Source organism: Streptomyces sp. BBFR102, assembly GCF_051397025.1.
Classification (GTDB): Bacteria; Actinomycetota; Actinomycetes; order Streptomycetales; family Streptomycetaceae; genus Streptomyces.
Map to the genome: position 1 here is coordinate 960,957 of NZ_CP195757.1, position 23,169 is coordinate 984,125.

Sequence of the window (23,169 nt, forward strand, 5' to 3'; positions counted from 1 at the left end):
GAACGGCAAAGCGGGGTCGTTCGTTCCTTGGGGCATGACAGCTATGACCCCCGGCTCGAACATCCCTCTCACCGCCACCAGCGTGACGGTGGACGTCTCCGCCCCGGTGCGGCTCGACGTCTCGGGCCTGCTGCTCACCGCCGACGGCAAGGTGCGCTCCGACGACGACTTCATCTTCTACAACCAGCCCGCCGGCGCCGGTGTCACCTACCGCTCGGGGGGCGGCTCCGCCCCCGACGCGATCGTGGTGGACACGGCGTCGGTCCCGGCCGAGATCGAGAAGATCGTGGTGACGGCCAGCCCGGACGCGGCCGGCCAGAGCTTCCAGGGCATCGAGCCCACCGCCACCATCCGCGGCGGCGACGGCCAGCCCCTCGCCACCTTCACCCCGCCGCGGCTCGGCGCCGAAACCGCCCTCGTCGTCGTCGAGGTCTACCGCCGCAACGGCGCGTGGAAGGCCCGCGCCGTCGGCCAGGGCTACGCGGACGGACTGGCCGGCATCGCCACCGACTTCGGGGTGAGTGTCGAGGAGGAGCCGGCCGCGGCACCCCCGGCCCCCGCGCCGGTCCCGCCCGCCGCGCCGGACCCGCGTACGGCCATGTCGACGCCGCCGCCCGCCGCCCCGCAGACGGCGCCGGCCGCCCCCGCCCCCGCCCCCGGCTCGGGCAAGATCAACCTGGACAAGGGCCGGGTCAGCCTCCGGAAGAACCAGACGGTCTCGCTGGTCAAGGGCGGCCAACCGTTGCTGACCCAGGTCAAGATGGGCCTGGGCTGGGAGCCCGCCTTCCGTGGCAAGGACATCGACCTGGACGCCTCGGTCATCGCCTACGGCCCGCAGCGCAACCAGCTGGACAGCTGCTACTTCGGCCGCCTGTCGATCCTGAACGGCGCCGTCAAGCACTCCGGCGACAACCTCACCGGCGAGGGCGGCGGCGACGACGAGGTCATCGTGGTCGACCTCGGCCGCCTCCCGGCCGAGGTCAGCGGCCTCGTGTTCACCGTCAACTCCTTCACCGGCCAGAAGTTCACCGAGGTCGCCAAGGCGTACTGCCGACTGGTGGACGCGGCGACCGACGAGGAACTGGTCCGCTTCGACCTCACCTCGGCCGAGCCGCAGACGGGGGTCCTCATGGCCAAGCTGATCCGCCAGTACACCGGCGAGTGGGAGATGACGGCCATCGGCGACTTCGTGAAGTCCCGCACCGTACGCGGCATGGTCAAGCCGGGCGCCCAGGCGCTGTAGGACGCACCACCCGGCGGGCACGGCGGGGCGGCACCGGCGCGACGGCCGGCGCCGCCCCGCCGTACGTCCGCCCCTCCCCCGCCCCGGCCACCGGGCCGGGGGCCAGGGCGCCGGTCGGCCTGCCCTGCGGAGCCTCGCACCCGTCCCTCCCCGTCCTCCACGGCCGATGCATTTCTGCCAGGGGGCGCAGACCTCGTACGTAACGCGCCGGGCCAATGAGGCGTCGAACGTCACAATCGGCCGCCAGGGGGCCGAAATTCACGCGTACACGCAGGTCAGAGCAGGTTCTCGGAAGGGGAGGCCAATTCGGTGACCTGCAATGGGCAGCGAGGGATCACAGCGAGCCCCTACTCTGTTCACATGTCCTCCATCCCCGTAACCGCCCGCGTGCGCCCCCCGTCCGTCATCAACGAGCAGATCCGCGCCCTCATGCTGCGCTCTGCCGGACGGCTCACGGCGGAGCAGCGCGCGCAGTACGAGGCGCTGGTGGAGGAGTGGGCGACGGCCGTCAGCACCGGCGAGGCCAAGGCCGCGTAGGCTCGCCGCCCCTCACCGCGACCAGGAGGCCGGCCCCGCCCGCCCCTCGTGCCGTACGCCCGGCAACCGGGCCACGCGCCCCCTCGCCTCGATGCGCCCCCGGATGCGCCCGGAAGAAGCGTTCTCGCCCCGTACGGCGGCACCCCACACGGCCACGCATGTGATCCTCGCAGCATGCCTACGAAGAACCCCCAGGTCACAGCCGCGTCTCGGTGCGATCAGTGACCGCTCCGTGGCGGAACGTCAGTTCTTTCCCCTAGGCTTGCCCGCATGTCCACGAACCACCCTCATTCCGGCCCCGCACGGCGTTCGGCAGCCGTGCTGAACGAGCAGATCCGCGGCCTGTGGCTGCGTGCGGGCGGTTCCCTCTCCCCCGATGAGGCCGCGGAGTACCAGCGGCTCGTCACCGAGTGGGCGGCGGCCATCCGCGACGAGATCGTCGAAGCGGCCTGACGCCCCCGGCGGACGCCGGGACGGACGGGGCGAGAGCACGCACGCACACACGGGCGCACACGACGACGGCGGCCCGGACCAGTGAAGGTCCGGGCCGCCGTCACATGTCCCAAGGACCAGCCAAGGGCGTTCCCCCTGTAGGGGAGTTGACGCCGCGGCGGTCACGCCCCCTGGCGGGAGCGCGCCTTGAAGGCGGCCTTGCGGGCCACCTTCGCCACCTTGCGGTCCGGGTGGAGCCGCCCCATCGCCTCCAGCACCTCGGCGGTGGCGGGGTGCTCCACCCGCCACGCCGCTTCGAAGAAGCCGCTGTGCTGGTCGGCGAGGCCCTCCACCAGCGCCCGCAGTTCCCCGGAGTTGCCCTCCGCCGCCAGCTGGGCCGCGATGGTGTCCACCGTCAGCCAGAAGACCAGTTCCTGCGAGGGCGCCGGCACGTCGGCCGCACCCCGCTCCGCCAGCCACACCCGGGCGAGCCCGCCCAGCTCCGGGTCGCCCAGTACCTCCCGCAGCGCACCCTCCGCCTCGGGCCCGACCAGCGACAGCGCCTCCTGGCAGCGCAGCCTGCGCAGCGGCGCGCCCTCGTCTGCGCCCCGGGCGGCGGCGAGCAGTTCGCGGGCGGCGGGCACGGCCTCGCGGCCGGCCAGCCAGGCGGCCAGCTCGTCGCGGACGGCCTGCGGCGGGTAGGCGGCGATCCCGTCGAGGAGGGCGTCGGCGCCCTTGCCGGCCAGGTCGCCGACGACCGGGGTCTCGTACCCCGCCTCGGCGAGCCTGAGGCGCAGCGCGTGGCGGCCCAGCCCGGTGAGCCGGACCATGCCGTAGCGGCTGATGTCCTCCTCCGGCTCGGGCGCGCCGGGCTCCTCGTCGGCGTCGGCCATCAACTCCTCGTCGACCGGCCAGAACTCCACCAGCCCGACCGGCTCCAGCGTCCGGAAGTAGTCGTCCAGCCGCATCATGGTGTCGGAGACGAACTCCAGGAGTTCGTCCGAGGGTTCGCCCACCGGCTCGTCCGAGGCGACCATGGTGGCGGCGAGGGCGGGCAGCGGCACCGGCGTCCCGGCGTCGGCGCCCGCGGTGAGCGTCAGCGTGTAGAGGTTGGTGAGGGCGAGGTCGAGCAGTTCCTCCTCCGCCTCGGGGTCCCAGTCGAGCGCGTCGAGGTCGAACTCCCCGCCCGCCTCGACCGCTTCGACCAGCCCCTCCAGATCCGGTACGGCGGCGTCGGCGAGGACGGTCTCCACCGCCGTCTCCCAGATGCCCAGCACGTCCTGCGGGCTGCCGCCGGTGAGCAGCGCCAGCTCGGGCCCGGCCTCGGCGGTGCCGGGCGCCTCCTCGCCGTCCTCGCCCTCCACCGGGTCCGTGACGATGACCAGCCCGGTGTCCACGGCGACCCGCCACGCCTCGCCCGCCAACGCCTCGCCCTCGTCCCCGGCGGGCAGTCCCAGCGCCTTCGCGGCCAACGGCAGCTGGGCGTCGAGCAGTTCGCCGCCGGCGCCGACCCGCGCGGCGGGTCCCGCCCAGCGGGCGAGCCGCACGGCGCGGCCCAGAAGTGGCGTGGCGAGCGCGTCCCGCGCCAGTTCCGCCTCGGAGGTGAGCCTGACCGGGGGCAGGGCCGGGGGGTGTGCGGGCATCGGGTGCTTCTCCTCGGTCGACGGCGTGTCCTGGTGCGGTTCAGCGTAAACGGATTTGTTGGCATGCCGACCGGTTCCGGTCCGCGTCACCCGGTGTGCATCTGCCGTCCCTTGACAACTCACCCCGCACTCCAAGAGATTGACGCGCGTAGAGCCGCACCCCGTGGGCCGGTGCGCCCGGCGGACCGGCTCCCGCACCCTTTCTGCTTGCCCGTTCTCCACCATGTTCGGAGCCCTCCATGGCCGGTTCTCCCGCCCGCCCCGTCCCTCGCGCCGCGCTGCCGCGCCACTCCCCCGCCGTCGCAGCCCTCTGCACGGCCGCGCTCGGCGCGGGCCTGCTGGTGGCCGCCTCGCCGCAGGCCGCCGCCGACGCCACCGTGCGCATCCACGACATCCAGGGCGCCACGCGGACCTCGCCGCTGGTGGGGCAGCGGGTGGAGGCGGTGCCCGGGGTCGTGACGGGGGTGCGGACGTACGGTTCGCGCGGCTTCTGGTTCCAGGACACCCGCCCCGACGCCGACCCGGCCACCAGTGAGGGCGTCTTCGTCTTCACCAGTGGCGTCCCGACGGTGAAGACCGGCGACGCCGTCGAGGTCTCCGGCACGGTCACCGAATACGTCCCCGGCGGCGCCTCCAGCGGCAACCAGTCGCTCACCCAGCTCTCCCGGCCCACGGTCACCGTCGTCTCCTCCGGCAACCCGCTGCCGCCCGCCCAGGTGATCGACGCCCGCACCGTCCCGTCCCGCTACACCCAGGCGGGCGACCCGGCCGCCGGGGGTTCCCTCAACTCCCTGCCGCTGCAACCGCGTTCGTACGCCCTGGACTTCTACGAGTCGCTGGAGGGCATGAACGTCCGTGTCGGCACCTCCCGTGTCGTCGGCGCCACCGACCCGTACGCCGAGCTGTGGGTGACCGTGAAGCCGGACGAGCGGCCGAGCGCGCGCGGCGGCACCGTCTACGGCTCGTACGGGGCACAGAACACCGGGCGGCTCCAGGTGCAGCAGCTCGCGCCGCTCGCCGAGAGCCCCTTCCCCCGGGCCGACGTGGGCGACCGGCTCACCGGCCGCACCGAGGGGCCGCTGGACTACAACCAGTACGGCGGGTACACGCTGGCCGCCCGCGAGCTGGGCGAGGTCCAGAACCGGGGCCTGGAGCGGGAGAGGACCAGGCCGCAGGCGAAGGACGAGCTGGCGGTGGCCACGTACAACGTCGAGAACCTCGATCCGGGCGACCCGCGGGAGAAGTTCGACGCGCTGGCGCGGGCCGTCGTGACCAACCTCGCCTCCCCCGACGTACTGGCGCTGGAGGAGATCCAGGACGACAACGGGGCCACCGACGACGGCACGGTCTCCGCCGAGGAGACGCTGCGCCGCTTCACCGAGGCGATCACGGCGGCGGGCGGGCCGCACTACGCATGGCGCACCGTCGACCCGGTGGACAAGGCGGACGGCGGCGAGCCCGGCGGCAACATCCGCCAGGCGTTCCTCTTCAACCCCGCCCGCGTCTCCTTCACCGACCGGCCCGGCGGGGACGCCACCACCGCGACCGGCGTCGTCCGCGAGCGCGGCGGCGCCGCCCTCACCCACTCCCCCGGCCGCGTCGACCCGGCCGACCCGGCGTGGCAGAACAGTCGCAAGCCGCTGGCGGGCGAGTTCACCTTCCGGGGCGAGCGCGTCTTCCTGATCGCCAACCACTTCGCCTCCAAGGGCGGCGACGAGCCCCTGGCCGGCCACCACCAGCCCCCCACCCGCTCCTCGGAGACCCAGCGGCACGCCCAGGCCGCCTCGGTCAACACCTTCGTGAAGAAGCTCCTGTCGGCCGACCGCAAGGCCAAGGTCCTGGTCCTCGGCGACATCAACGACTTCGAGTTCTCCGGCACCACCAGGACCCTGACCTCGGGCAAGGCCCTGAAGTCCGCCGTCCTGACCCTCCCGCCCGCCGAGCGCTACTCGTACGTCTTCCAGGGCAACAGCCAGGTCCTCGACCAGATCCTGGTCAGCCCCGCCGTCAAGCACTTCCGCTACGACAGCGTCCACATCAACGCCGAGTTCGCCGACCAGGACAGCGACCACGACCCGCAGGTGCTGCGGTTCCGCCCGTGACTCCCTGAGCCCTGGCACGGCGAACGGCCCGCTCCGGGGTGCTCCGGAGCGGGCCGTTCGTCCTGGCACCTGGCCCGCCGGGTCAGTTGTGGCTGTGCAGCACCTCGTTCAGCCCGCCCCATACCGCGTTGTTCGGGCGGCCCTCGACCTTGCCGGTGAGGGAGTTGCGGCGGAAGAGGATGTTCGAGGCGCCGCTCAGTTCGCGGGCCTTGACGACCTCACCGTCGGGGAGGGTGACCAGGGTGCCCGCGGTCAGGTAGAGCCCGGCCTCGACCACGCATTCGTCGCCCAGGCCGATGCCGACGCCGGCCTCGGCGCCGACCAGGCAGCGCTCGCCGACGGCGATGACGACGTTGCCGCCGCCGGAGAGGGTGCCCATGGTGGAGGCGCCACCGCCGATGTCGGAGCCGTCGCCGACGACGACGCCGGCCGAGATACGGCCCTCGACCATGGAGGTGCCGAGCGTCCCGGCGTTGAAGTTGACGAAGCCCTCGTGCATCACGGTGGTGCCCTCGGCGAGGTGCGCGCCGAGCCGGACGCGGTCGGCGTCGGCGATGCGGACGCCCTTGGGGGCCACGTAGTCGGTCATCCGGGGGAACTTGTCCACCGAGGTGACCTGGAGGTGCAGCCCGGCGGCGCGGGCGTTGAGGCGGGCCTGCTCCAGGTAGTCGACCGGGACCGGGCCGAGCGAGGTCCAGGCGACGTTGGCGAGGTGGGCGAAGATGCCCTCCAGGTTCTGGCCGTGCGGGCGGACCAGTCGGTGGCTGAGCAGGTGGAGCCGCAGGTAGACGTCGTGGGCGTCGAGCGGCTTGTCGTCGAGGGAGCCGATGACCGTCCGCACCGCGACGGTCTCCACCCCGCGGCGCGGGTCCTCGCCCAGCGCTTGGGCGGCTGCCGCGCCGAGGAGCTCGGCGGCCTGCGTCGCGGTGAGCCGTTCGGTGCCCGCGGGGCCGGGGGTGCCGGTCAGCGCGGGCGCGGGGAACCAGGTGTCGAGCACCACGCCGTCGGCGGAGAGCGTGGCCAGCCCGGCGGCGACGGCGCCGGTGGTACGAGTAGCAGTCGAGTCGGTCATGAGGGCAACCTAACCGCCGCCACCCCGCCCGGGCCAACCGAGCCCGCGGCCCGGCCGCGCGTGGCGCCGGAACGGGCACGACGGCCCCCGGACACGCCGAAAAGGCGGGGCTCACCGGCCATGACCGGTGGACCCCGCCTCTCCGGGACGCGTCGCAGCGCCCACGGCTCAGACGTTGAAGCCCAGTGCCCTGAGCTGCTCGCGCCCGTCGTCGGTGATCTTGTCGGGACCCCACGGCGGCATCCAGACCCAGTTGATCCGAAGCTCGTTCACGATCCCGTCGGTGGCCGACTTGGCCTGGTCCTCGATGACGTCGGTCAGCGGGCAGGCCGCCGAGGTCAGGGTCATGTCGATGGTCGCGATGTTCGCGTCGTCGACGTGCACCCCGTAGATGAGCCCCAGGTTGACGACGTCGATCCCCAGCTCGGGGTCGACGACGTCCAGCAGCGCCTCGCGGACCTCCTCCTCGGAGGCGGGCTTCAGAGTGGCCTCTGCGTTCTCGCTCATGCCGTCCTCCTCGCAGTCGTGTCGCTCGCGTCCTCGCCCAGGGCCTGGGCGGTCGCGTCCTTCCACGCCATCCAGCTCAGCAGCGCGCACTTGACGCGTGCCGGGTACTTGGAGACGCCGGCGAACGCGACCGCGTCCTCCAGCACCTCCTCCATGGCGTCGTCCGGCTCGATCCGGCCCTTGGACTGCATCAGTTCCAGGAAGGCGCCCTGGATCTTGTGCGCCTCGGCCAGTTCCTTGCCGACCAGCAGGTCGTTCAGCACCGAGGCGCTGGCCTGGCTGATGGAGCAGCCCTGCCCCTCGTAGCTGACGTCGGCGATGCGCTCGCCGTCGTACTTGACCCGCAGGGTGATCTCGTCTCCGCACGTCGGGTTGGTGTGGTGCACCTCGGCGTCGCCGTCGCGCAGCCCCCGCCCGTGCGGGTTCTTGTAGTGGTCCAGGATCACGTCCTGGTACATCGAATCCAGCTTCACGACCCGTCCCTCAGCCGAAGAAGTTCCGTACGTGCTCCAGGCCGTCGACCAAGGCGTCGACCTCGGAGGGCGTGGAGTACAGGTAGAACGACGCCCGCGTGGTCGCGGGAATTCCGTACCGCAGGCAGACGGGGCGCGCGCAGTGGTGACCCACGCGGACCGCGATGCCCTGTTCGTCGAGGACCTGCCCGACGTCGTGCGGGTGGATGTCGCCCAGCGTGAAGGAGATCGCCGCACCCCGGTCCTCGGCCGAGGCCGGGCCGATGATGCGCAGGTCGGGGACCTGGAGCAGCCGCTCGACGGCGTACTCGGTGATCGCGTGCTCGTGGGCGGCGATCTTCTCCATGCCGATGGAGCTGAGGTAGTCCACCGCCGCGCCCAGGCCGATGGCCTGGGAGATCGGCGGCGTACCCGCCTCGAACTTGTGCGGCGCGGGAGCGTACGTCGAGGAGTGCATCGAGACGGTCTCGATCATCTCGCCGCCGCCGAGGAACGGCGGCAGGTCCTCCAGCAGCTCCTGGCGGCCCCACAGGACGCCGATGCCGGTCGGCCCGCACATCTTGTGGCCGGTGAAGGCCACGAAGTCGGCCTGGAGCGCCTGCACGTCCAGGGGCATGTGCGGGGCGGCCTGCGAGGCGTCGATGAGGACCAGGGCGCCGACCTGCTGGGCGCGCCGGACGATCTTCTCGACCGGGTTGACCGTGCCCAGCAGGTTGGAGACGAGGGTGAAGGAGACGATCTTCGTCTTCTCGGTGATGATCTCGTCGAGGTCGGAGAGGTCGAGGCGGCCGTCGTCGGTCAGCCCGAACCACTTCAGCTTCGCGCCGGTGCGCTGCGAGAGCAACTGCCACGGCACGATGTTGGAGTGGTGCTCCATCTCCGTGATGACGATCTCGGTGTCGGCGTCGACGCGGTAGGGGTCGTCGGCCCAGCCGAGCATGTTCGCGACGAGGTTGAGCGACTCGGAGGCGTTCTTGGTGAAGATCACCTCGTCGCGGCTCGGGGCGTTGATGAAGGCGGCGACCTTGTCGCGGGAACCCTCGTACAGCGCCGTGGCCTCCTCGGCGAGCACGTGCACGCCGCGGTGGACGTTGGCGTTGTGCTGCTCGTAGTACTCGCTGAGCACGTCGAGCACCTGGCGGGGCGTCTGGGAGGTCGCCGCGTTGTCCAGGTAGACGAGCTTCCTGCTGTCGTGGATCTCCCGGTCCAGGATCGGGAAGTCCTTGCGGATCGCCTCGGTGTCGAGGAGGCCGGAGAGCCCCTGATGGGCCACAGTCACGCGGATGCGCCACCCTTCACGTAGGACTCGTAGCCCTCCGCCTCCAGCTTGTCGGCCAGCTCCGCGCCGCCGGACTCGGCGATGCGGCCGCCCGCGAAGACGTGGACGTGGTCGGGCTTGATGTACCGCAGGATGCGGGTGTAGTGCGTGATCAGCAGAGTGCCGACCTCGCCGCCCTCGCGGACGCGGTTGACGCCCTCGGAGACGACCCGCAGGGCGTCGACGTCGAGGCCGGAGTCGGTCTCGTCGAGGATCGCGACCTTCGGCTTGAGCAGTTCGAGCTGGAGGATCTCGTGGCGCTTCTTCTCGCCGCCGGAGAAGCCCTCGTTGACGTTGCGCTCGGCGAAGGCGGGGTCCATGTGGAGACGCGCCATGGCCTCCTTGACCTCCTTCACCCAGGTACGCAGCTTGGGGGCCTCGCCGCGGACGGCGGTGGCGGAGGTGCGCAGGAAGTTGGAGACGGAGACGCCGGGGACCTCGACCGGGTACTGCATGGCGAGGAAGAGGCCGGCGCGGGCGCGCTCGTCGACGGACATCTCCAGGACGTCCTCACCGTCGAGAGTGACGGTGCCGCCGGTGATCGTGTACTTGGGGTGGCCTGCCAGCGAGTAGGCGAGCGTCGACTTGCCGGAGCCGTTCGGGCCCATGATGGCGTGCGTCTCGCCCTGCTTCACGGTCAGGTCGACGCCCTTGAGGATCTCCTTCGTGGCGTTGTCGGCCTCGACGGTGACGTGCAGGTCGCGGATTTCAAGCGTTGCCATGGTGCCTCAGGACTCCTGGGTGAGGGAGACGAGCACGTCGTCCCCTTCGATCTTTACGGGGTAAACGGGGACGGGGCGCGTGGCCGGCAGGCCGGAGGGCTTGCCGGTGCGCAGGTCGAAGGCGGAGCCGTGGAGCCAGCACTCGATCTGGCAGTCCTCGACCTCGCCCTCGGAGAGCGAGACGTTGGCGTGCGAGCAGATGTCGTTGATCGCGAACACCTCGCCCTGGGTGCGCACCACGGAGACGGGCGTGCCGTCGAGTTCCACCCGCTTGGGGGTGTCCTCCTCCAGCTCGCTGAGCCCGCACGCCCTCACGTACGCGATGGCCATCAGACCGCGGCCTCCAGTTCGGCCTCGATCTTGGCGAGCAGGCGCTCCTCGACGTCGGGCAGGCCGATCTGCTGGACCAGCTCGGCGAAGAAGCCGCGGACCACCAGGCGGCGGGCGTCGGCCTCGGGGATGCCGCGCGCCATCAGGTAGAAGAGCTGCTCGTCGTCGAAGCGGCCGGTCGCCGAGGCGTGGCCGGCGCCGACGATCTCGCCGGTCTCGATCTCCAGGTTCGGCACCGAGTCGACCCGCGCGCCGTCGGTGAGGACGAGGTTGCGGTTCATCTCGTAGGTGTCGGTGCCCTCGGCGGCGGCCTCGATGAGGACGTCGCCGATCCAGACGGCGTGCGCGTCGTCGCCCTGGAGCGCGCCCTTGTAGACGACGTTCGAGGTGCAGTGCGGCTGGTTGTGGTCGACCAGCAGGCGGTGCTCCTGGTGCTGGCCCTGATCGGTGAAGTACAGGCCGATCAGCTCGGCCGAACCTCCGGTGGAGGCGTACGAGACCCGCGGGTGCAGCCGGACCAGGTCGCCGCCGAAGGTGACGACGACGGACTTGAACGAGGCGTCCCGGCCGACCAGCGCGTTGTGCTGGGCGACGTGGACGGCCTTGTCGTCCCAGTCCTGGACGGCGACGACGGTCAGCTTGGCCCCGTCGCCGAGGAGGTAGTCGACGTTGGAGGCGAGGACCGCGTCACCGGTGTGGTCGATGACCACGACGGCCTCGGCGAAGGCGCCGACCTCGATCACCTGGTGGGCGTAGGCGGTGCCGCCCTCGCCGTGCACGGTGATCCGGATCGGCCCCTCGGGGCGCGCCTCCTTGGGCACGGTGATGACGGACGCCTTCTCGAAGGCGCTGTACGCCTGGGCGGCGACGCGGTCGACGGGCTTGCCGGCCCGGCCGACGCGGGCGTCGTCACGGCCGACGGTCTCCTGGGTGACCCCGTTGGGGGTGGAGATCTCGATGCGGATGCCGCCGTCGGCGACGGCGCTGCCGTCGTGCAGGCCGCGCAGCCGCTCCAGCGGCGTGAACCGCCACTCCTCCTCGCGGCCGTGCGGGACCGGGAAGTCCGCCACGTCGTACGAGGGGGGTGCGCTCATGCGCGTGGCGACGGTCGACTCGGCGGCCACCGCGATCTGACCGGCGGTGGTGGAACCCGCCGGCACGGTGCCCCCCTGGACGGGGGCGTTCTGGGCCTCAGCCATGGCTGTCGTGGTGCTCTCTCTCTGCGTCGGACTCAGCGAACCGAGCCGGAGGACTTCGCTTGTGGTGCGGGCTCGGCGTCAGCCGACGGAGCCTTCCATCTGGAGCTCGATCAGCCGGTTGAGCTCCAGGGCGTACTCCATGGGGAGCTCCTTGGCGATCGGCTCGACGAAGCCGCGCACGATCATCGCCATCGCCTCGAACTCGGTGAGGCCGCGGCTCATCAGGTAGAAGAGCTGGTCCTCGGAGACCTTGGAGACGGTCGCCTCGTGGCCCATGGACACGTCGTCCTCGCGGACGTCCACGTAGGGGTAGGTGTCCGAGCGGGAGATGGTGTCGACCAGCAGCGCGTCGCACAGCACGTTCGACTTGGCGCCCGGGGCACCCTCGCCGATCTCGATGAGACCGCGGTAGGAGGTGCGGCCGCCGCCTCGCGCCACCGACTTGGAGACGATGTTGGAGGAGGTGTTGGGGGCCATGTGGACCATCTTGGCGCCCGCGTCCTGGTGCTGGCCCTCGCCGGCGAAGGCGATGGAGAGCGTCTCGCCCTTGGCGTGCTCGCCCATCAGGTAGACGGCCGGGTACTTCATGGTGACCTTGGAGCCGATGTTGCCGTCGATCCACTCCATGGTCGCGCCCTCGTACGCCACGGCGCGCTTGGTGACCAGGTTGTAGACGTTGTTCGACCAGTTCTGGATGGTCGTGTAGCGGCAGCGGCCGCCCTTCTTGACGATGATCTCGACGACCGCGGAGTGCAGCGAGTCGGTCTTGTAGATCGGCGCGGTGCAGCCCTCGACGTAGTGGACGTAGGCGTCCTCGTCGACGATGATCAGCGTCCGCTCGAACTGGCCCATGTTCTCGGTGTTGATGCGGAAGTACGCCTGGAGCGGGATCTCGACGTGCACGCCCTTCGGCACGTAGATGAAGGAGCCGCCGGACCACACGGCCGTGTTGAGCGCGGCGAACTTGTTGTCACCGGCGGGGATGACGGTGCCGAAGTACTCCTGGAAGAGCTCCGGGTGCTCCTTCAGCGCGGTGTCGGTGTCGAGGAAGATGACGCCCTGCTCCTCCAGGTCCTCGCGGATCTGGTGGTAGACGACCTCCGACTCGTACTGCGCGGCGACACCGGCGACCAGGCGCTGCTTCTCCGCCTCCGGGATGCCGAGCCTGTCGTACGTGTTCTTGATGTCCTCCGGCAGGTCCTCCCAGGACTCGGCCTGCTTCTCGGTGGACCGCACGAAGTACTTGATGTTGTCGAAGTCGATCCCGGAGAGGTCCGAGCCCCAGTTCGGCATGGGCTTCTTGCCGAAGAGCTTCAGGCCCTTGAGGCGGAGCTTGGTCATCCACTCGGGCTCGGACTTCTTGGCCGAGATGTCGCGGACGACGTCCTCGCCGATGCCGCGCCGGGCGGAGGCTCCGGCCGCGTCGGAGTCGGCCCAGCCGTACTCGTACGTACCCAGGCCCTCGAGTTCGGGGTGGGCAGTCTCCGTGGGGAGCGTCATGCGGGGTTCCTCCCGGCCGTGCTTGCTGATGTGTCGGTGGTCTGCGGGGTGGCGCGCGGGATGAACGTCGTGCAGACGCCGTCCCCGTGCGCGATGGTCGCGAGGCGCTGGACGTGGGTGCCCAGGAGCTGGGAGAAGACCTCGGTCTCCGCCTCGCAGAGCTGTGGGAACTGCTCGGCCACGTGCGCGACCGGGCAGTGGTGCTGGCAGAGCTGCTCGCCCTGCTGCGGCTCGGGGGCGCTACGCGCCGTAGCAGCGTACCCGTCGGCGCTCAGCGCCCTCGCCAGTGCGTGGGCGCGGTCGGCGGGGTCCGCCTCCTCCACCGCGGAGCGGTACTGCGCGGCCTGGGCGGCGACCCGGGCGCGGGCGAACGCGGCGACCGCGCCGGGCCCGGCCGTCTCGGCGATCCAGCGCAGCGCGTCGGCGGCGAGGGCGTCGTAGGACTGGTCGAAGGCGTCGCGTCCGCAGTCGGTGAGGGCGAAGACCTTGGCCGGCCTGCCCCTGGTCCGGGCACCGTAGACGCGCTGTTCGCGGGGTTCGACGACGCCGTCGGCGCCGAGGGCGTCGAGGTGCCTGCGGACGGCGGCCTGGGTGAGCCCGAGCCGCTTCGCGAGGGCGGCGACCGTGGAGGGGCCGTGGTCCAGGATGGAGCGCGCGACACGGTTGCGGGTGGACCGCTCACCGGTCGCGAGTTCCTCCTGCGGAGCCTCGCCAGCCTTTTTCACAACGCCATTGTTGCGTAATTCATCCGAGAGCGACAACCGCCCAGGTGGCGGCCCCGGGGTGGTTTCGATCACTTAGGGTCACCTAACCGTCCCTGCTGTGGTACTGGCCCCGGGGGTCTCACCCGTCCCGGGCGGCCTCGGGCCGCGTGCCGGCACCCGGCGGCCCGTCCCTAGACTCTCCGGTATGCGCAGCACCCCACCGGGCGAGATCCCCCGGCCCACCCCGCCGGAGCCCGTCCTCCAGGTAAGGGGCCTGATCAAGCGGTACGGCGGCAAGACGGCCGTCGACGGTCTCGACCTCACCGCCCGGGCGGGCGTCACCGCCGTCCTCGGCCCCAACGGCGCGGGCAAGACCACCACGGTCGAGACCTGCGAGGGCTACCGCAGGCCCGACGGCGGCACCGTCCGGGTCCTGGGCCTCGACCCGGTCCGCGAGGCGGCGGCGCTGCGGCCCCGGATCGGCGTGATGCTCCAGTCGGGTGGTGTCTACTCCGGCGCCCGCGCCGACGAGATGCTGCGCCACATGGCGAAACTGCACGCCCACCCCCTGGATGTGGACGCGCTGATCGAGCGCCTCGGCCTCGGCTCCTGCGGCCGCACCACCTACCGGCGCCTGTCCGGCGGGCAGCAGCAGCGGCTCGCGCTGGCCATGGCCGTGGTGGGCCGCCCCGAGCTGGTCTTCCTCGACGAGCCGACCGCCGGGCTCGACCCGCAGGCCCGCCGCTCCACCTGGGAGCTGGTGCGCGAGCTGCGCGCCGACGGCGTCAGCGTCGTGCTGACCACCCACGCGATGGACGAGGCCGAACAGCTCGCCGACGACGTGGCGATCATCGACGCCGGGCGTGTCGTGGCCCAGGGCAGCCCCGAGGAGCTGTGCCGTGGCGGCGCCGAGAACACCCTGCGCTTCACCGGCCGCTCCGGCCTGGACCTGGCGTCCCTGCTGAAGGCGCTGCCCGCGGACACCACCGCCGCCGAGCCGGCTCCCGGCTCGTACCGGCTGACCGGCACGATCGACCCGCAGCTGCTGGCCACCGTCGCCTCCTGGTGCGCCCAGCACGGGGTGATGCCCGACCAGCTGTCGGTGGAGCGCCACACCCTGGAGGACGTCTTCCTCGAACTGACCGGCAAGGAGCTGCGCGCATGAGGACCGGTACCTACGCCCCGAGGCCCGGGGCGGCGCCGGTGGGCCGCATGATCGCCGCCCAGGCCGCCTTCGAGACCAAGCTGCTGCTGCGCAACGGCGAGCAGCTGCTGCTCACCGTGATCATCCCGTCGCTGCTGCTGGTCCTCTTCTCGACGGTGGACGTGGTCGACACCGGCGCCGGGCAGCCGGTCGACTTCCTCGCCCCGGGCATCCTCGCGCTGGCGGTGATGTCGACCGCCTTCACCGGCCAGGCCATCGCCACCGGCTTCGAGCGCCGCTACGGCGTCCTCAAGCGGCTCGGCGCCTCCCCGCTGCCCCGCTGGGCACTGATGGCGTCGAAGACGCTGGCGGTGCTGGTGACCGAGGTGATCCAGGTGGTGCTGCTGGCGGTGATCGCGCTGGCGCTCGGCTGGTCGCCCCTCGGCAACCCGCTCGCCGTGCTCCTGCTGCTGGCCCTCGGTACGGCCGCCTTCTCCGGGCTGGGCCTGCTGATGGCGGGCACGCTGAAGGCGGAGGCGACGCTGGCCGCGGCCAACCTGGTCTTCCTGCTGCTGCTGGTCGGCGGCGGGGTGGTCGTCCCGCTGTCGAAGTTCCCCGACGCGGTGGGCGCGGCGCTGGGCTGGCTGCCGATCTCGGCACTCTCCGAAGGGCTGCGGGCCGTCCTCCAGGACGGGGCCGCGCTGCCCCTCGCGCAGATCGGCATCCTGGCGGTGTGGGCGGTGGCCGCGCTGGCGGCGGCGGGGCGCTTCTTCCGCTGGGAGTGACCCGCCGACCCGCCGGGCACCCCAAGTGAAACCGTGCACAAGCTTCCGCCTAGCATGTCCTCCGTGCCTGAGAAGACCCGTGCCACCGCCGTCGAGGCCGCACGCAACCCGCTCGCCTTCATCGCCGCGCGATGGACCCCCTCCCCCGGGATCGTCCGCCGGGCGGCGCTCACCGCCCTCGTGATGACGGTGGTCATCGTGGTCACCGGCGGCGCCGTCCGCCTCACCGGCTCGGGGCTGGGCTGCCCGACCTGGCCCAAGTGCACCGAGGACTCGCTGACCTCCACGCGCGAGATGGGGCTGCACGGCGCCATCGAGTTCGGCAACCGGATGCTGACCTACGTGCTGTGCGCCGCCGTCGGCTGGGCCATCATCGCGGCCCGCGCGGCCAAGCCCCACCGCCGCAGCCTCACGCGGCTCGGCTGGGTGCAGTTCTGGGTGGTCATGGGCAACGCCGTCCTCGGCGGCATCGTGGTCCTGGTCGGCCTCAACCCGTACACCGTCGCCGCGCACTTCCTGCTCTCCACCGTGCTGATAGCGGTGGCGACCGTGACCTGGCAGCGGGCCAAGGAGGGCGACGAGCCGCCCCGGCCGCTGGTCGGCAAGCCGCTGCGCCAGCTGGTGCAGGTCATGGTGGCGGTGACGGCCCTGCTGATCGCCGTGGGCACCGTGGTGACCGGGGCCGGACCGCACGCGGGTGACTCCAGCGAGGTCCCGCGGATGCCGCTCGACTGGGAAGTGGTCAGTCGGCTGCACGCCGTGCTCGCCTGGGTCGTGGTGGCGCTGGTCTTCGCCCTGTGGTTCGTCCTCAAGGCGGTCGACGCGCCCGCCGGTCCGCTGGCCCGCACCCGCGACCTCTTCGCGATCCTGCTCCTCCAGGGCGTCATCGGCTACGTCCAGTACCTCACCGACCTGCCGGAGATCCTGGTCGGCCTGCACATGCTCGGCTCGTGCCTGGTGTGGATCGGCGTCCTGCGCCTCCTGCTGTCCCTGCGGGAACGCCCGTACGCCTCGCCCGGGCAGGTCCCGGCCCAGCCGGAGAACCCGGTCGCGGCAGCCCGCTGACCCTTCCGCGTCGCCCCCGCTCCCCGTCCGTGGGAGCGGGGGCGTCGCCGTGTCCGGGCGCCTTCAGTCCAGCCCGTAGACCCGCCGCGCGTTCTCCGAGGCGATCATCCGGGCGACCCGGCGCCCGTCCCGGGCGGACCAGGCGCCCTCGGCGACCTTGCCGCCGACCACCGCCTCCAGGGCCAGCCGGAACTCGCGGGCGGCCACCACGTGCAGCTCCGGCAGACCGCCGGCGCCGCTGGCGTACATGAGCTTGCCGAAGGGGGCCCGTTCCAGCGCGCCGGCCAGCGCGTCGCGCACCGGCGGCCCGCCGTACGGGTCCACCGGGCCGATCCCCGCGTAGACGTGCGGGTGGAGGGCGGCGAGCCGCGCGGTGTGGTCGTGGGGCCCGCCGCCGCCCAGCAGGACCACGTCGGCGCCGAGCCCGGCCGTGGCCCGCGCGAAGGCGGTGAGCGCGGCAGCCCGGCGCGGCCCGGGCAGCGCGTGCAGTTGGAGCGGCCTGCCGGTGGTCAGCGCGACCCAGAGCAGATGGGAGACGAGCACCGGTCCGGCGAGCCTGGCGCCCGCCGCCCGCCCGGACAGCCAGGTGGCGGCGGCGGCCCGTACCGCGCCCGGCCCCGGCGGGGTCCCCGCCACGGCGGCGTCCTCGCCGGGCCCCTCGGTGGAGGTGAAGGCGGCGGCGGTGGCGGAGACGGCGTGCACCGCCTCGGCGAGGTTGGTCAGGAAGGCGTCGGCGGTGCCCGAGGTGTCGGCCACCTGTTCGGCGAGGTGTTCCAGGCGCACCACCTCCCGCGCCACCGCCCCGCCCGTCGCGGCCAGTTCCGGCGGCCCGGTCAGCTCCTCGGCGGTCCCGGTGTCCACCAGGTGGGCGGCGATCCGGACGGCCCGCAACAGCCGTCGGCCGGACTCCAGGACCCCCAGTTCACGGCGGCGTGCCAGGTACGCGGCGGGCGGGCAGTGCGGCTCCAGGCCGAGCAGGGGCGGGCACCAGCGGCGCACCGCGAACCCGGTGCGGCTGTCGAAGAAGGTGGTGCCGGGGGCGGGGCTGCCGCGCCCCAGCCGGGCCTCGAAGGTGGCGAGCCCCAGTTCGTCCCGGACGAGTCCGTGGCAGTACTGGTCGACCAGACTCGCTGTGTCGGCCACCAGGAGCGGTGTGTCGGTCATGGGTTCCCCCCGTCGGCGCGCGGCGCTGCCGCTGTGCCTAACGGGTGAAGAGGGTGTCAGGTGTTGCCCTCCCCGAAGATCGCCCCCGGCCGCTTCCCCGGGCAGCCGTCCGCCCGGGGAGAGTCGCGGCTGTCCTCAGGCCGCCTCGCCCGGCTGGCCGGGGCCGCCGATCTGGATGCCGGCCATGCGCGACCACTCGTACGGGCCGGTGACGACCTTGGCGGCGAACTCGCCGCTGAACTCGTCGTGGACGGTGACGCCGGCCTTCTCGGTGGCGGCGCGGGCCACCTCGATGCTGGGCACCACCACGTCGCCCCAGGCGCCGTCGCCGCAGACGAGGACGATGCGGGCGCCCTTCTCACCGAGGTGGGCGAACTGGGCCTCGGCGCCCCCGTGGGCGGCGGCGAAGGCGGTGATGGACTTGGCGGCCTTGGCCGCGCGGCGCTCGTCGCGGGCGTCCGGCTTGGTGTCGTCCTGCTGTGTGTTGGCCATGGCCAGATGCTACCGAGCGGTAGATCGACGGGCGACGGGCGGGGCGGGTGGCCTTGGCCACCCGCCCCGCCTGTCGGTGAAGGCTGCTGAGGAGTGCTGCCGCAGGGGCGGTCAGCGCAGGAACGGGTCCACGGCCACGGCCACGAAGAGCAGCGAGACGTAGGTGATGGACCAGTGGAAGAGCCGCATCTCCTTGAGCTTCGCCCCGGTGGTGCCCTGCCGGGCGCGGTTCTGCAGGCCGTGCGCCTCCCAGAGCCACCAGCCGCCGGTGACCAGCGCGACCGCCGTGTAGAACCAGCCGGTGTAGCCGAGCGGCTGGAGGAGCAGCGAGACGCCGACCATGACCCAGCTGTAGACCACGATCTGGCGGGCGACGACGCGGTTGGAGGCGATCACCGGGAGCATCGGCACGCCGACTCGCGCGTAGTCCTCCTTGACCTTCATCGACAGCGGCCAGTAGTGCGGCGGCGTCCAGAAGAAGATGACGAGGAAGAGGATGACGGCGGCCCAGGAGACCGTGTTGGTCACCGCCGACCAGCCGATGAGGACCGGCATGCACCCGGCGATGCCGCCCCAGACGATGTTCTGCGCGGTGCGCCGCTTCAGGATCATCGTGTAGACGACCACGTAGAACAGGAGGGCGCCGAGCGAGAGCCAGGCGGAGAGCCAGTTGACCAGCAGGCCGAACCAGAGGGTGGCGACCACCGCGAGCGCGATGCCGAAGACCAGGCCCTCACGCGGGCTGATCATGCCGGTGACCAGCGGACGCTGCGCGGTCCGCGCCATCAGGGCGTCGATGTCCCGGTCGATGTACATGTTCAGGGCGTTGGCGCCGCCCGCCGAGAGGTAGCCGCCGATGCAGGTCACCAGGACCAGCTTCAGCGAGGGGACCCCCTGTTCGGCGAGGAACATCACCGGGACGGTGGTGATGAGGAGCAGTTCGATGATCCGCGGCTTGGTCATCGCCACGAATGCCTTGGCGCGGGCCCCGAACGGCCGATGGCCTGGGCTGGTCCCGAGCGCTCCCGCAGGACGGGATTCAACGGCCGTCACGCACACCCCTGACAGAGACATTTCCAGCAAGTCACCGGCCATGGAGGATCGGTTAGGACTCGCGCCTTCCTGGTCACTTTAGACGTTGCTGTCCCCCGCCCCTCGCGGGGGGTCCGTCGTGTTGGCGCCCGCCCCCCGGTGCACGGAGCGTGTCCGGGTGGCGCCGGTACGGGGCCGCGTGCGCCACCCGGTTGACGGAACGTGTCCGTCCGGGCCCCGGCGGGGCGCGCGTCGGTGGCACCCGGCAGGCGCCCGTTCCCGGGCCCCGGCGGCCTGGGGCGCGGGGCGCGGGGAGGGCGGCGGTGAAGGGAGGATCGGCACCTTCTGTCACCGGTAGGCTCGACCGCGTCCGGTGTCCCGACGTCACCGGCGTTCGACATGTGGAGAGGAGCCCTGACCCAGGGTGAGCACCAAGCCGACCACCACAGACTTCGAGTGGACCGCTGAGGACCAGCGGGCCGTCGACACCGTCCGCGTCCTGGCCGCAGACGCCGTACAGAAGGTCGGCAACGGCCATCCCGGTACGGCGATGAGCCTCGCGCCGGCCGCGTACACCCTGTTCCAGAAGGTGATGCGGCACGACCCGGCGGATGCCGACTGGACGGGGCGCGACCGCTTCGTCCTCTCCGTGGGCCACTCGTCCCTGACCCTCTACATCCAGCTCTACCTGGCCGGTTTCGGCCTGGAGCTGGACGACCTGAAGGCGTTCCGCACCTGGGGCTCGAAGACCCCCGGGCACCCGGAGTACGGCCACACCACCGGCGTGGAGACCACCACCGGCCCGCTCGGGCAGGGGGTGGCCAACGCGGTGGGCATGGCCATGGCCGCACGGTACGAGCGCGGACTGTTCGACCCGGAGGCCGCCGAGGGCACCTCCCCCTTCGACCACCACGTCTACTGCATCGCCGGTGACGGCTGCCTCCAGGAGGGCATCTCCGCCGAGGCGTCCTCCACCGCCGGCCACCAGAAGCTCGGCAACCTGATCATGCTGTGGGACGACAACCACATCTCGATCGAGGGCGACACCGAGACGGCCGTCTCCGAGGACACCCTCAAGCGGTACGAGGCGTACGGCTGGCACGTGCAGCGGGTGGCGCCCAAGGAGAACGGCGACCTGGACCCGGCCGCCCTGTACGAGGCGCTCCAGGCGGCGAAGGCGGAGACCGGGCGTCCCTCCTTCATCGCGATGCGCTCGATCATCGCCTGGCCGGCCCCGAACGCGCAGAACACCGAGGCCGCGCACGGCTCGGCGCTCGGCGACGACGAGGTCGCCGCCACCAAGCGCGTCCTCGGCTTCGACCCGGAGAAGAGCTTCGAGGTCTCCGACGAGGTCCTGGCGTACACCCGCGGCGCCCTGGACCGCGGCCGCGAGCTGCGCGCCGAGTGGGAGAAGGGGTACGCCGCCTGGCGCACCGCCGGCCCGGAGCACGCCGCGCTCTTCGACCGCGTCGCCGCCGGTGAGCTGCCCGAGGGCTGGGAGGACGCGCTGCCGGTCTTCGAGACCGGCAAGGCCGTCGCCACCCGCGCCGCCTCCGGCAAGATCCTCCAGGCGCTCGGCGCGGTCGTGCCCGAGCTGTGGGGCGGTTCCGCCGACCTGGCCGGCTCGAACAACACCACGATCGACAAGACCTCGTCGTTCCTGCCCGCCGGCAACCCGCTGCCGGAGGCCGACCCGTACGGCCGTACGATCCACTTCGGGATCCGCGAGCACGCGATGGCCGCCGAGATGAACGGCATCCAGCTCCACGGCAACACCCGGATCTACGGCGGCACGTTCCTGGTCTTCTCCGACTACATGCGCAACGCGGTACGCCTCTCCGCGCTGATGCACCTGCCGGTGACCTACGTCTGGACGCACGACTCGATCGGCCTCGGCGAGGACGGCCCGACCCACCAGCCGGTGGAGCACCTGGCCTCGCTGCGTGCCATCCCGGGCCTGAACCTGGTCCGCCCGGCCGACGCCAACGAGACGGTCGTCGCCTGGCGGGAGATCATGCGCCGGTGGACCAAGGTGTACGGCAAGGGGGCTCCCCACGGTCTGGCGCTGACCCGCCAGGGCGTGCCGACCTACGAGCTGAACGAGAGCGCGGCCCGCGGCGGCTACGTCCTCGCCGAGGCCGAGGGCGGCGAGCCGCAGGTCATCCTGATCGGCACCGGCTCCGAGGTGCAGCTGGCCGTGGCGGCCCGCGAGCAGCTCCAGGCGGCCGGCGTGCCCACCCGGGTGGTCTCCGTGCCGTGTGTCGAGTGGTTCGAGGAGCAGGACGAGGCGTACCGCGAGTCGGTGCTGCCGCGTGCCGTGCGCGCGCGGGTGGCGGTCGAGGCCGGCATCGGCCTGACCTGGTACCGCTTCGTGGGCGACGCGGGCCGGATCGTCTCGCTGGAGCACTTCGGTGCCTCGGCGGACGCGAAGGTGCTGTTCCGCGAGTTCGGCTTCACCGCGGACGCGGTCGCCGAGGCCGCCCGGGAATCCCTCGCCGCCGCTCAGCGCTGACGACGGCACATACCTCTGTAGCTGTAGGAGATGTTTTTTCCATGGCAGACGCACTGAAGCGCCTCTCGGACGAGGGCGTGGCGATCTGGCTGGACGACCTGTCGCGCAAGCGCATCACGTCCGGCAACCTCGCCGAGCTCATCGACGAGAGCAACGTCGTCGGGGTCACCACCAACCCGTCGATCTTCCAGAAGGCGATCTCGCAGGGCGACGGCTACGAGTCGCAGCTCGCCGACCTGGCCGCGCGGGAGGTCTCCGTCGACGAGGCCGTCCGCATGATCACCACCGCCGACGTCCGCGACGCCGCGGACATCCTGCGGCCGGTCTTCGACGCCACCGAGGGCCAGGACGGCCGGGTGTCGATCGAGGTCGACCCGCTGCTGGCGCACAACACCAAGGCCACCGTCGCCGAGGCGAAGCAGCTCGCCTGGCTGGTGGACCGGCCGAACACGCTGGTGAAGATCCCCGCCACCCGCGCCGGCCTGCCCGCCATCACCGAGGTGATCGGCAAGGGCATCAGCGTCAACGTCACGCTGATCTTCTCGCTGGAGCGCTACCGCGAGGTGATGGACGCCTACCTGGCCGGCCTGGAGAAGGCGAAGGCCGCGGGCCTGGACCTCTCGAAGATCCACTCGGTGGCGTCGTTCTTCGTCTCCCGCGTCGACACCGAGATCGACAAGCGGCTGGACGCGATCGGCACCGACGAGGCCAGGGCGCTGAAGGGCCGTTCGGCCGTGGCCAACGCCCGCCTCGCCTACCAGGCGTACGAGCGGGTCTTCGGCTCGCTCGACGGCACCACCCCGGCCTGCGACCGCTGGGCCGGGCTGGAGAAGGCGCACGCCAACCGGCAGCGCCCGCTGTGGGCCTCGACCGGCGTGAAGGACCCGGCGTACAGGGACACGATGTACGTCGACGACCTGGTCGCGCCGGGCACCGTCAACACGATGCCGGAGGCGACCCTGGAGGCCGCCGCCGACCACTCCCGGATCACCGGGGACGCGGTCTCGGGGACGTACGAGTCGGCGCAGGCCGTGCTCGACGCCGTCGCCGGGCTGGGCATCGGGTACGACGAGGTCGTCCAGCTCCTGGAGGACGAGGGCGTCGACAAGTTCGAGGCGTCCTGGAAGGACCTCCTCACCTCGACCAAGGCCGAGCTGGACCGGCTCGCCTCCTCGGAGGGCTGATCCCCTTGA

General features: G+C 72.0%; 22 protein-coding genes. 9 read left to right on the plus strand and 13 right to left on the minus strand.

Going from position 1 to position 23,169, the window contains the following annotated elements:
• Positions 1-43 precede the first annotated feature (43 nt).
• From ACSLIC_RS04425 to ACSLIC_RS04435, 3 genes are all read left to right on the plus strand, one after another.
• Positions 44-1,243 (plus strand): TerD family protein, encoded by a 1,200-nt coding sequence (locus ACSLIC_RS04425; protein ID WP_436740267.1) that lies wholly within the window; start codon positions 44-46, stop codon positions 1,241-1,243.
• Between the two features lie 360 nt (positions 1,244-1,603).
• Complete coding sequence (locus ACSLIC_RS04430) at positions 1,604-1,780, plus strand: hypothetical protein (protein ID WP_436736356.1); 177 nt, start codon at positions 1,604-1,606, stop codon at positions 1,778-1,780.
• Between the two features lie 270 nt (positions 1,781-2,050).
• Positions 2,051-2,233 carry a hypothetical protein gene (locus ACSLIC_RS04435; RefSeq protein ID WP_436736357.1) on the plus strand — a complete coding sequence of 61 codons (183 nt, stop codon included), beginning with the start codon at positions 2,051-2,053 and terminating at the stop codon, positions 2,231-2,233.
• Positions 2,234-2,394: 161 nt separating this feature from the next.
• Here the strand turns inward: ACSLIC_RS04435 and ACSLIC_RS04440 are convergent, their stop codons facing one another.
• Positions 2,395-3,855: a hypothetical protein gene (locus ACSLIC_RS04440; RefSeq protein WP_436736358.1), complete on the minus strand. Its 1,461-nt coding sequence runs from the start codon at positions 3,853-3,855 to the stop codon at positions 2,395-2,397.
• Between the two features lie 239 nt (positions 3,856-4,094).
• On the opposite strand from ACSLIC_RS04440, the gene ACSLIC_RS04445 reads away from it, so the two are divergent.
• Positions 4,095-5,957, plus strand: coding sequence for an endonuclease/exonuclease/phosphatase family protein (locus ACSLIC_RS04445; protein WP_436736359.1), 1,863 nt, complete (start codon positions 4,095-4,097; stop codon positions 5,955-5,957).
• An 82-nt stretch (positions 5,958-6,039) separates the two neighbouring features.
• On the opposite strand, the gene dapD is transcribed toward ACSLIC_RS04445, so the two are convergent.
• The 9 genes from dapD to ACSLIC_RS04490 all read right to left on the minus strand — a co-directional run bounded on the left by dapD (position 6,040) and on the right by ACSLIC_RS04490 (position 13,803).
• On the minus strand, positions 6,040-7,029 hold the full coding sequence (gene dapD, locus ACSLIC_RS04450) for a 2,3,4,5-tetrahydropyridine-2,6-dicarboxylate N-succinyltransferase (protein ID WP_436736360.1): 990 nt from the start codon (positions 7,027-7,029) through the stop codon (positions 6,040-6,042).
• A 168-nt stretch (positions 7,030-7,197) separates the two neighbouring features.
• Positions 7,198-7,536, minus strand: coding sequence for a metal-sulfur cluster assembly factor (locus ACSLIC_RS04455; protein ID WP_100453208.1), 339 nt, complete (start codon positions 7,534-7,536; stop codon positions 7,198-7,200).
• The gene (gene sufU / locus ACSLIC_RS04460) at positions 7,533-8,009 is read right to left on the minus strand and encodes a Fe-S cluster assembly sulfur transfer protein SufU (RefSeq protein ID WP_436736361.1); all 477 of its coding nucleotides are present in this window, start codon (positions 8,007-8,009) and stop codon (positions 7,533-7,535) included. Before sufU ends, ACSLIC_RS04455 begins: the two co-directional genes overlap by 4 nt.
• Positions 8,010-8,019: 10 nt before the next feature.
• Entirely contained in the window at positions 8,020-9,288 is a 1,269-nt protein-coding gene (locus ACSLIC_RS04465; protein WP_436736362.1) for a cysteine desulfurase, read from the minus strand.
• On the minus strand, positions 9,285-10,049 hold the full coding sequence (gene sufC, locus ACSLIC_RS04470) for a Fe-S cluster assembly ATPase SufC (RefSeq protein WP_436736363.1): 765 nt from the start codon (positions 10,047-10,049) through the stop codon (positions 9,285-9,287). Before sufC ends, ACSLIC_RS04465 begins: the two co-directional genes overlap by 4 nt.
• Before the next feature lie 6 nt (positions 10,050-10,055).
• The gene (locus ACSLIC_RS04475; protein WP_436740268.1) at positions 10,056-10,373 is read right to left on the minus strand and encodes a non-heme iron oxygenase ferredoxin subunit; all 318 of its coding nucleotides are present in this window, start codon (positions 10,371-10,373) and stop codon (positions 10,056-10,058) included.
• Positions 10,374-10,378: 5 nt separating this feature from the next.
• Positions 10,379-11,578, minus strand: coding sequence for a Fe-S cluster assembly protein SufD (gene sufD / locus ACSLIC_RS04480; RefSeq protein WP_436736364.1), 1,200 nt, complete (start codon positions 11,576-11,578; stop codon positions 10,379-10,381).
• Positions 11,579-11,656: 78 nt separating this feature from the next.
• A complete protein-coding gene (gene sufB / locus ACSLIC_RS04485) occupies positions 11,657-13,078 on the minus strand; it encodes a Fe-S cluster assembly protein SufB (protein WP_436736365.1) in 1,422 nt (473 codons plus the stop codon).
• Complete coding sequence (locus tag ACSLIC_RS04490) at positions 13,075-13,803, minus strand: helix-turn-helix transcriptional regulator (protein WP_436736366.1); 729 nt, start codon at positions 13,801-13,803, stop codon at positions 13,075-13,077. Before ACSLIC_RS04490 ends, sufB begins: the two co-directional genes overlap by 4 nt.
• 184 nt (positions 13,804-13,987) lie before the next feature.
• Between ACSLIC_RS04490 and ACSLIC_RS04495 the strand changes: the two genes are divergently transcribed.
• From ACSLIC_RS04495 to ACSLIC_RS04505, 3 genes are read left to right on the plus strand one after another with little or no spacing between them, the layout of a single operon-like run.
• Positions 13,988-14,947, plus strand: a complete 960-nt coding sequence (locus tag ACSLIC_RS04495) for an ABC transporter ATP-binding protein (RefSeq protein WP_436736367.1) — start codon at positions 13,988-13,990, stop codon at positions 14,945-14,947.
• Complete coding sequence (locus ACSLIC_RS04500; protein WP_436736368.1) at positions 14,944-15,711, plus strand: ABC transporter permease; 768 nt, start codon at positions 14,944-14,946, stop codon at positions 15,709-15,711. Before ACSLIC_RS04495 ends, ACSLIC_RS04500 begins: the two co-directional genes overlap by 4 nt.
• A 54-nt stretch (positions 15,712-15,765) precedes the next feature.
• Positions 15,766-16,776 carry a COX15/CtaA family protein gene (locus tag ACSLIC_RS04505; protein ID WP_436736369.1) on the plus strand — a complete coding sequence of 337 codons (1,011 nt, stop codon included), beginning with the start codon at positions 15,766-15,768 and terminating at the stop codon, positions 16,774-16,776.
• A gap of 63 nt (positions 16,777-16,839) precedes the next feature.
• On the opposite strand, the gene ACSLIC_RS04510 is transcribed toward ACSLIC_RS04505, so the two are convergent.
• The 3 genes from ACSLIC_RS04510 to ACSLIC_RS04520 all read right to left on the minus strand — a co-directional run bounded on the left by ACSLIC_RS04510 (position 16,840) and on the right by ACSLIC_RS04520 (position 19,506).
• A complete protein-coding gene (locus ACSLIC_RS04510) occupies positions 16,840-17,940 on the minus strand; it encodes an amidohydrolase (RefSeq protein WP_436736370.1) in 1,101 nt (366 codons plus the stop codon).
• 135 nt (positions 17,941-18,075) lie between these two features.
• Positions 18,076-18,432, minus strand: coding sequence for a hypothetical protein (locus ACSLIC_RS04515; RefSeq protein ID WP_436736371.1), 357 nt, complete (start codon positions 18,430-18,432; stop codon positions 18,076-18,078).
• A 111-nt stretch (positions 18,433-18,543) separates the two neighbouring features.
• Entirely contained in the window at positions 18,544-19,506 is a 963-nt protein-coding gene (locus tag ACSLIC_RS04520) for a heme o synthase (protein WP_436736372.1), read from the minus strand.
• Between the two features lie 382 nt (positions 19,507-19,888).
• On the opposite strand from ACSLIC_RS04520, the gene tkt reads away from it, so the two are divergent.
• Both tkt and tal read left to right on the plus strand, forming a co-directional pair.
• Positions 19,889-21,976, plus strand: a complete 2,088-nt coding sequence (gene tkt, locus ACSLIC_RS04525) for a transketolase (protein WP_436736373.1) — start codon at positions 19,889-19,891, stop codon at positions 21,974-21,976.
• A gap of 41 nt (positions 21,977-22,017) precedes the next feature.
• A complete protein-coding gene (gene tal / locus ACSLIC_RS04530) occupies positions 22,018-23,160 on the plus strand; it encodes a transaldolase (RefSeq protein WP_436736374.1) in 1,143 nt (380 codons plus the stop codon).
• The last annotated feature ends 9 nt before the right edge of the window (positions 23,161-23,169 follow it).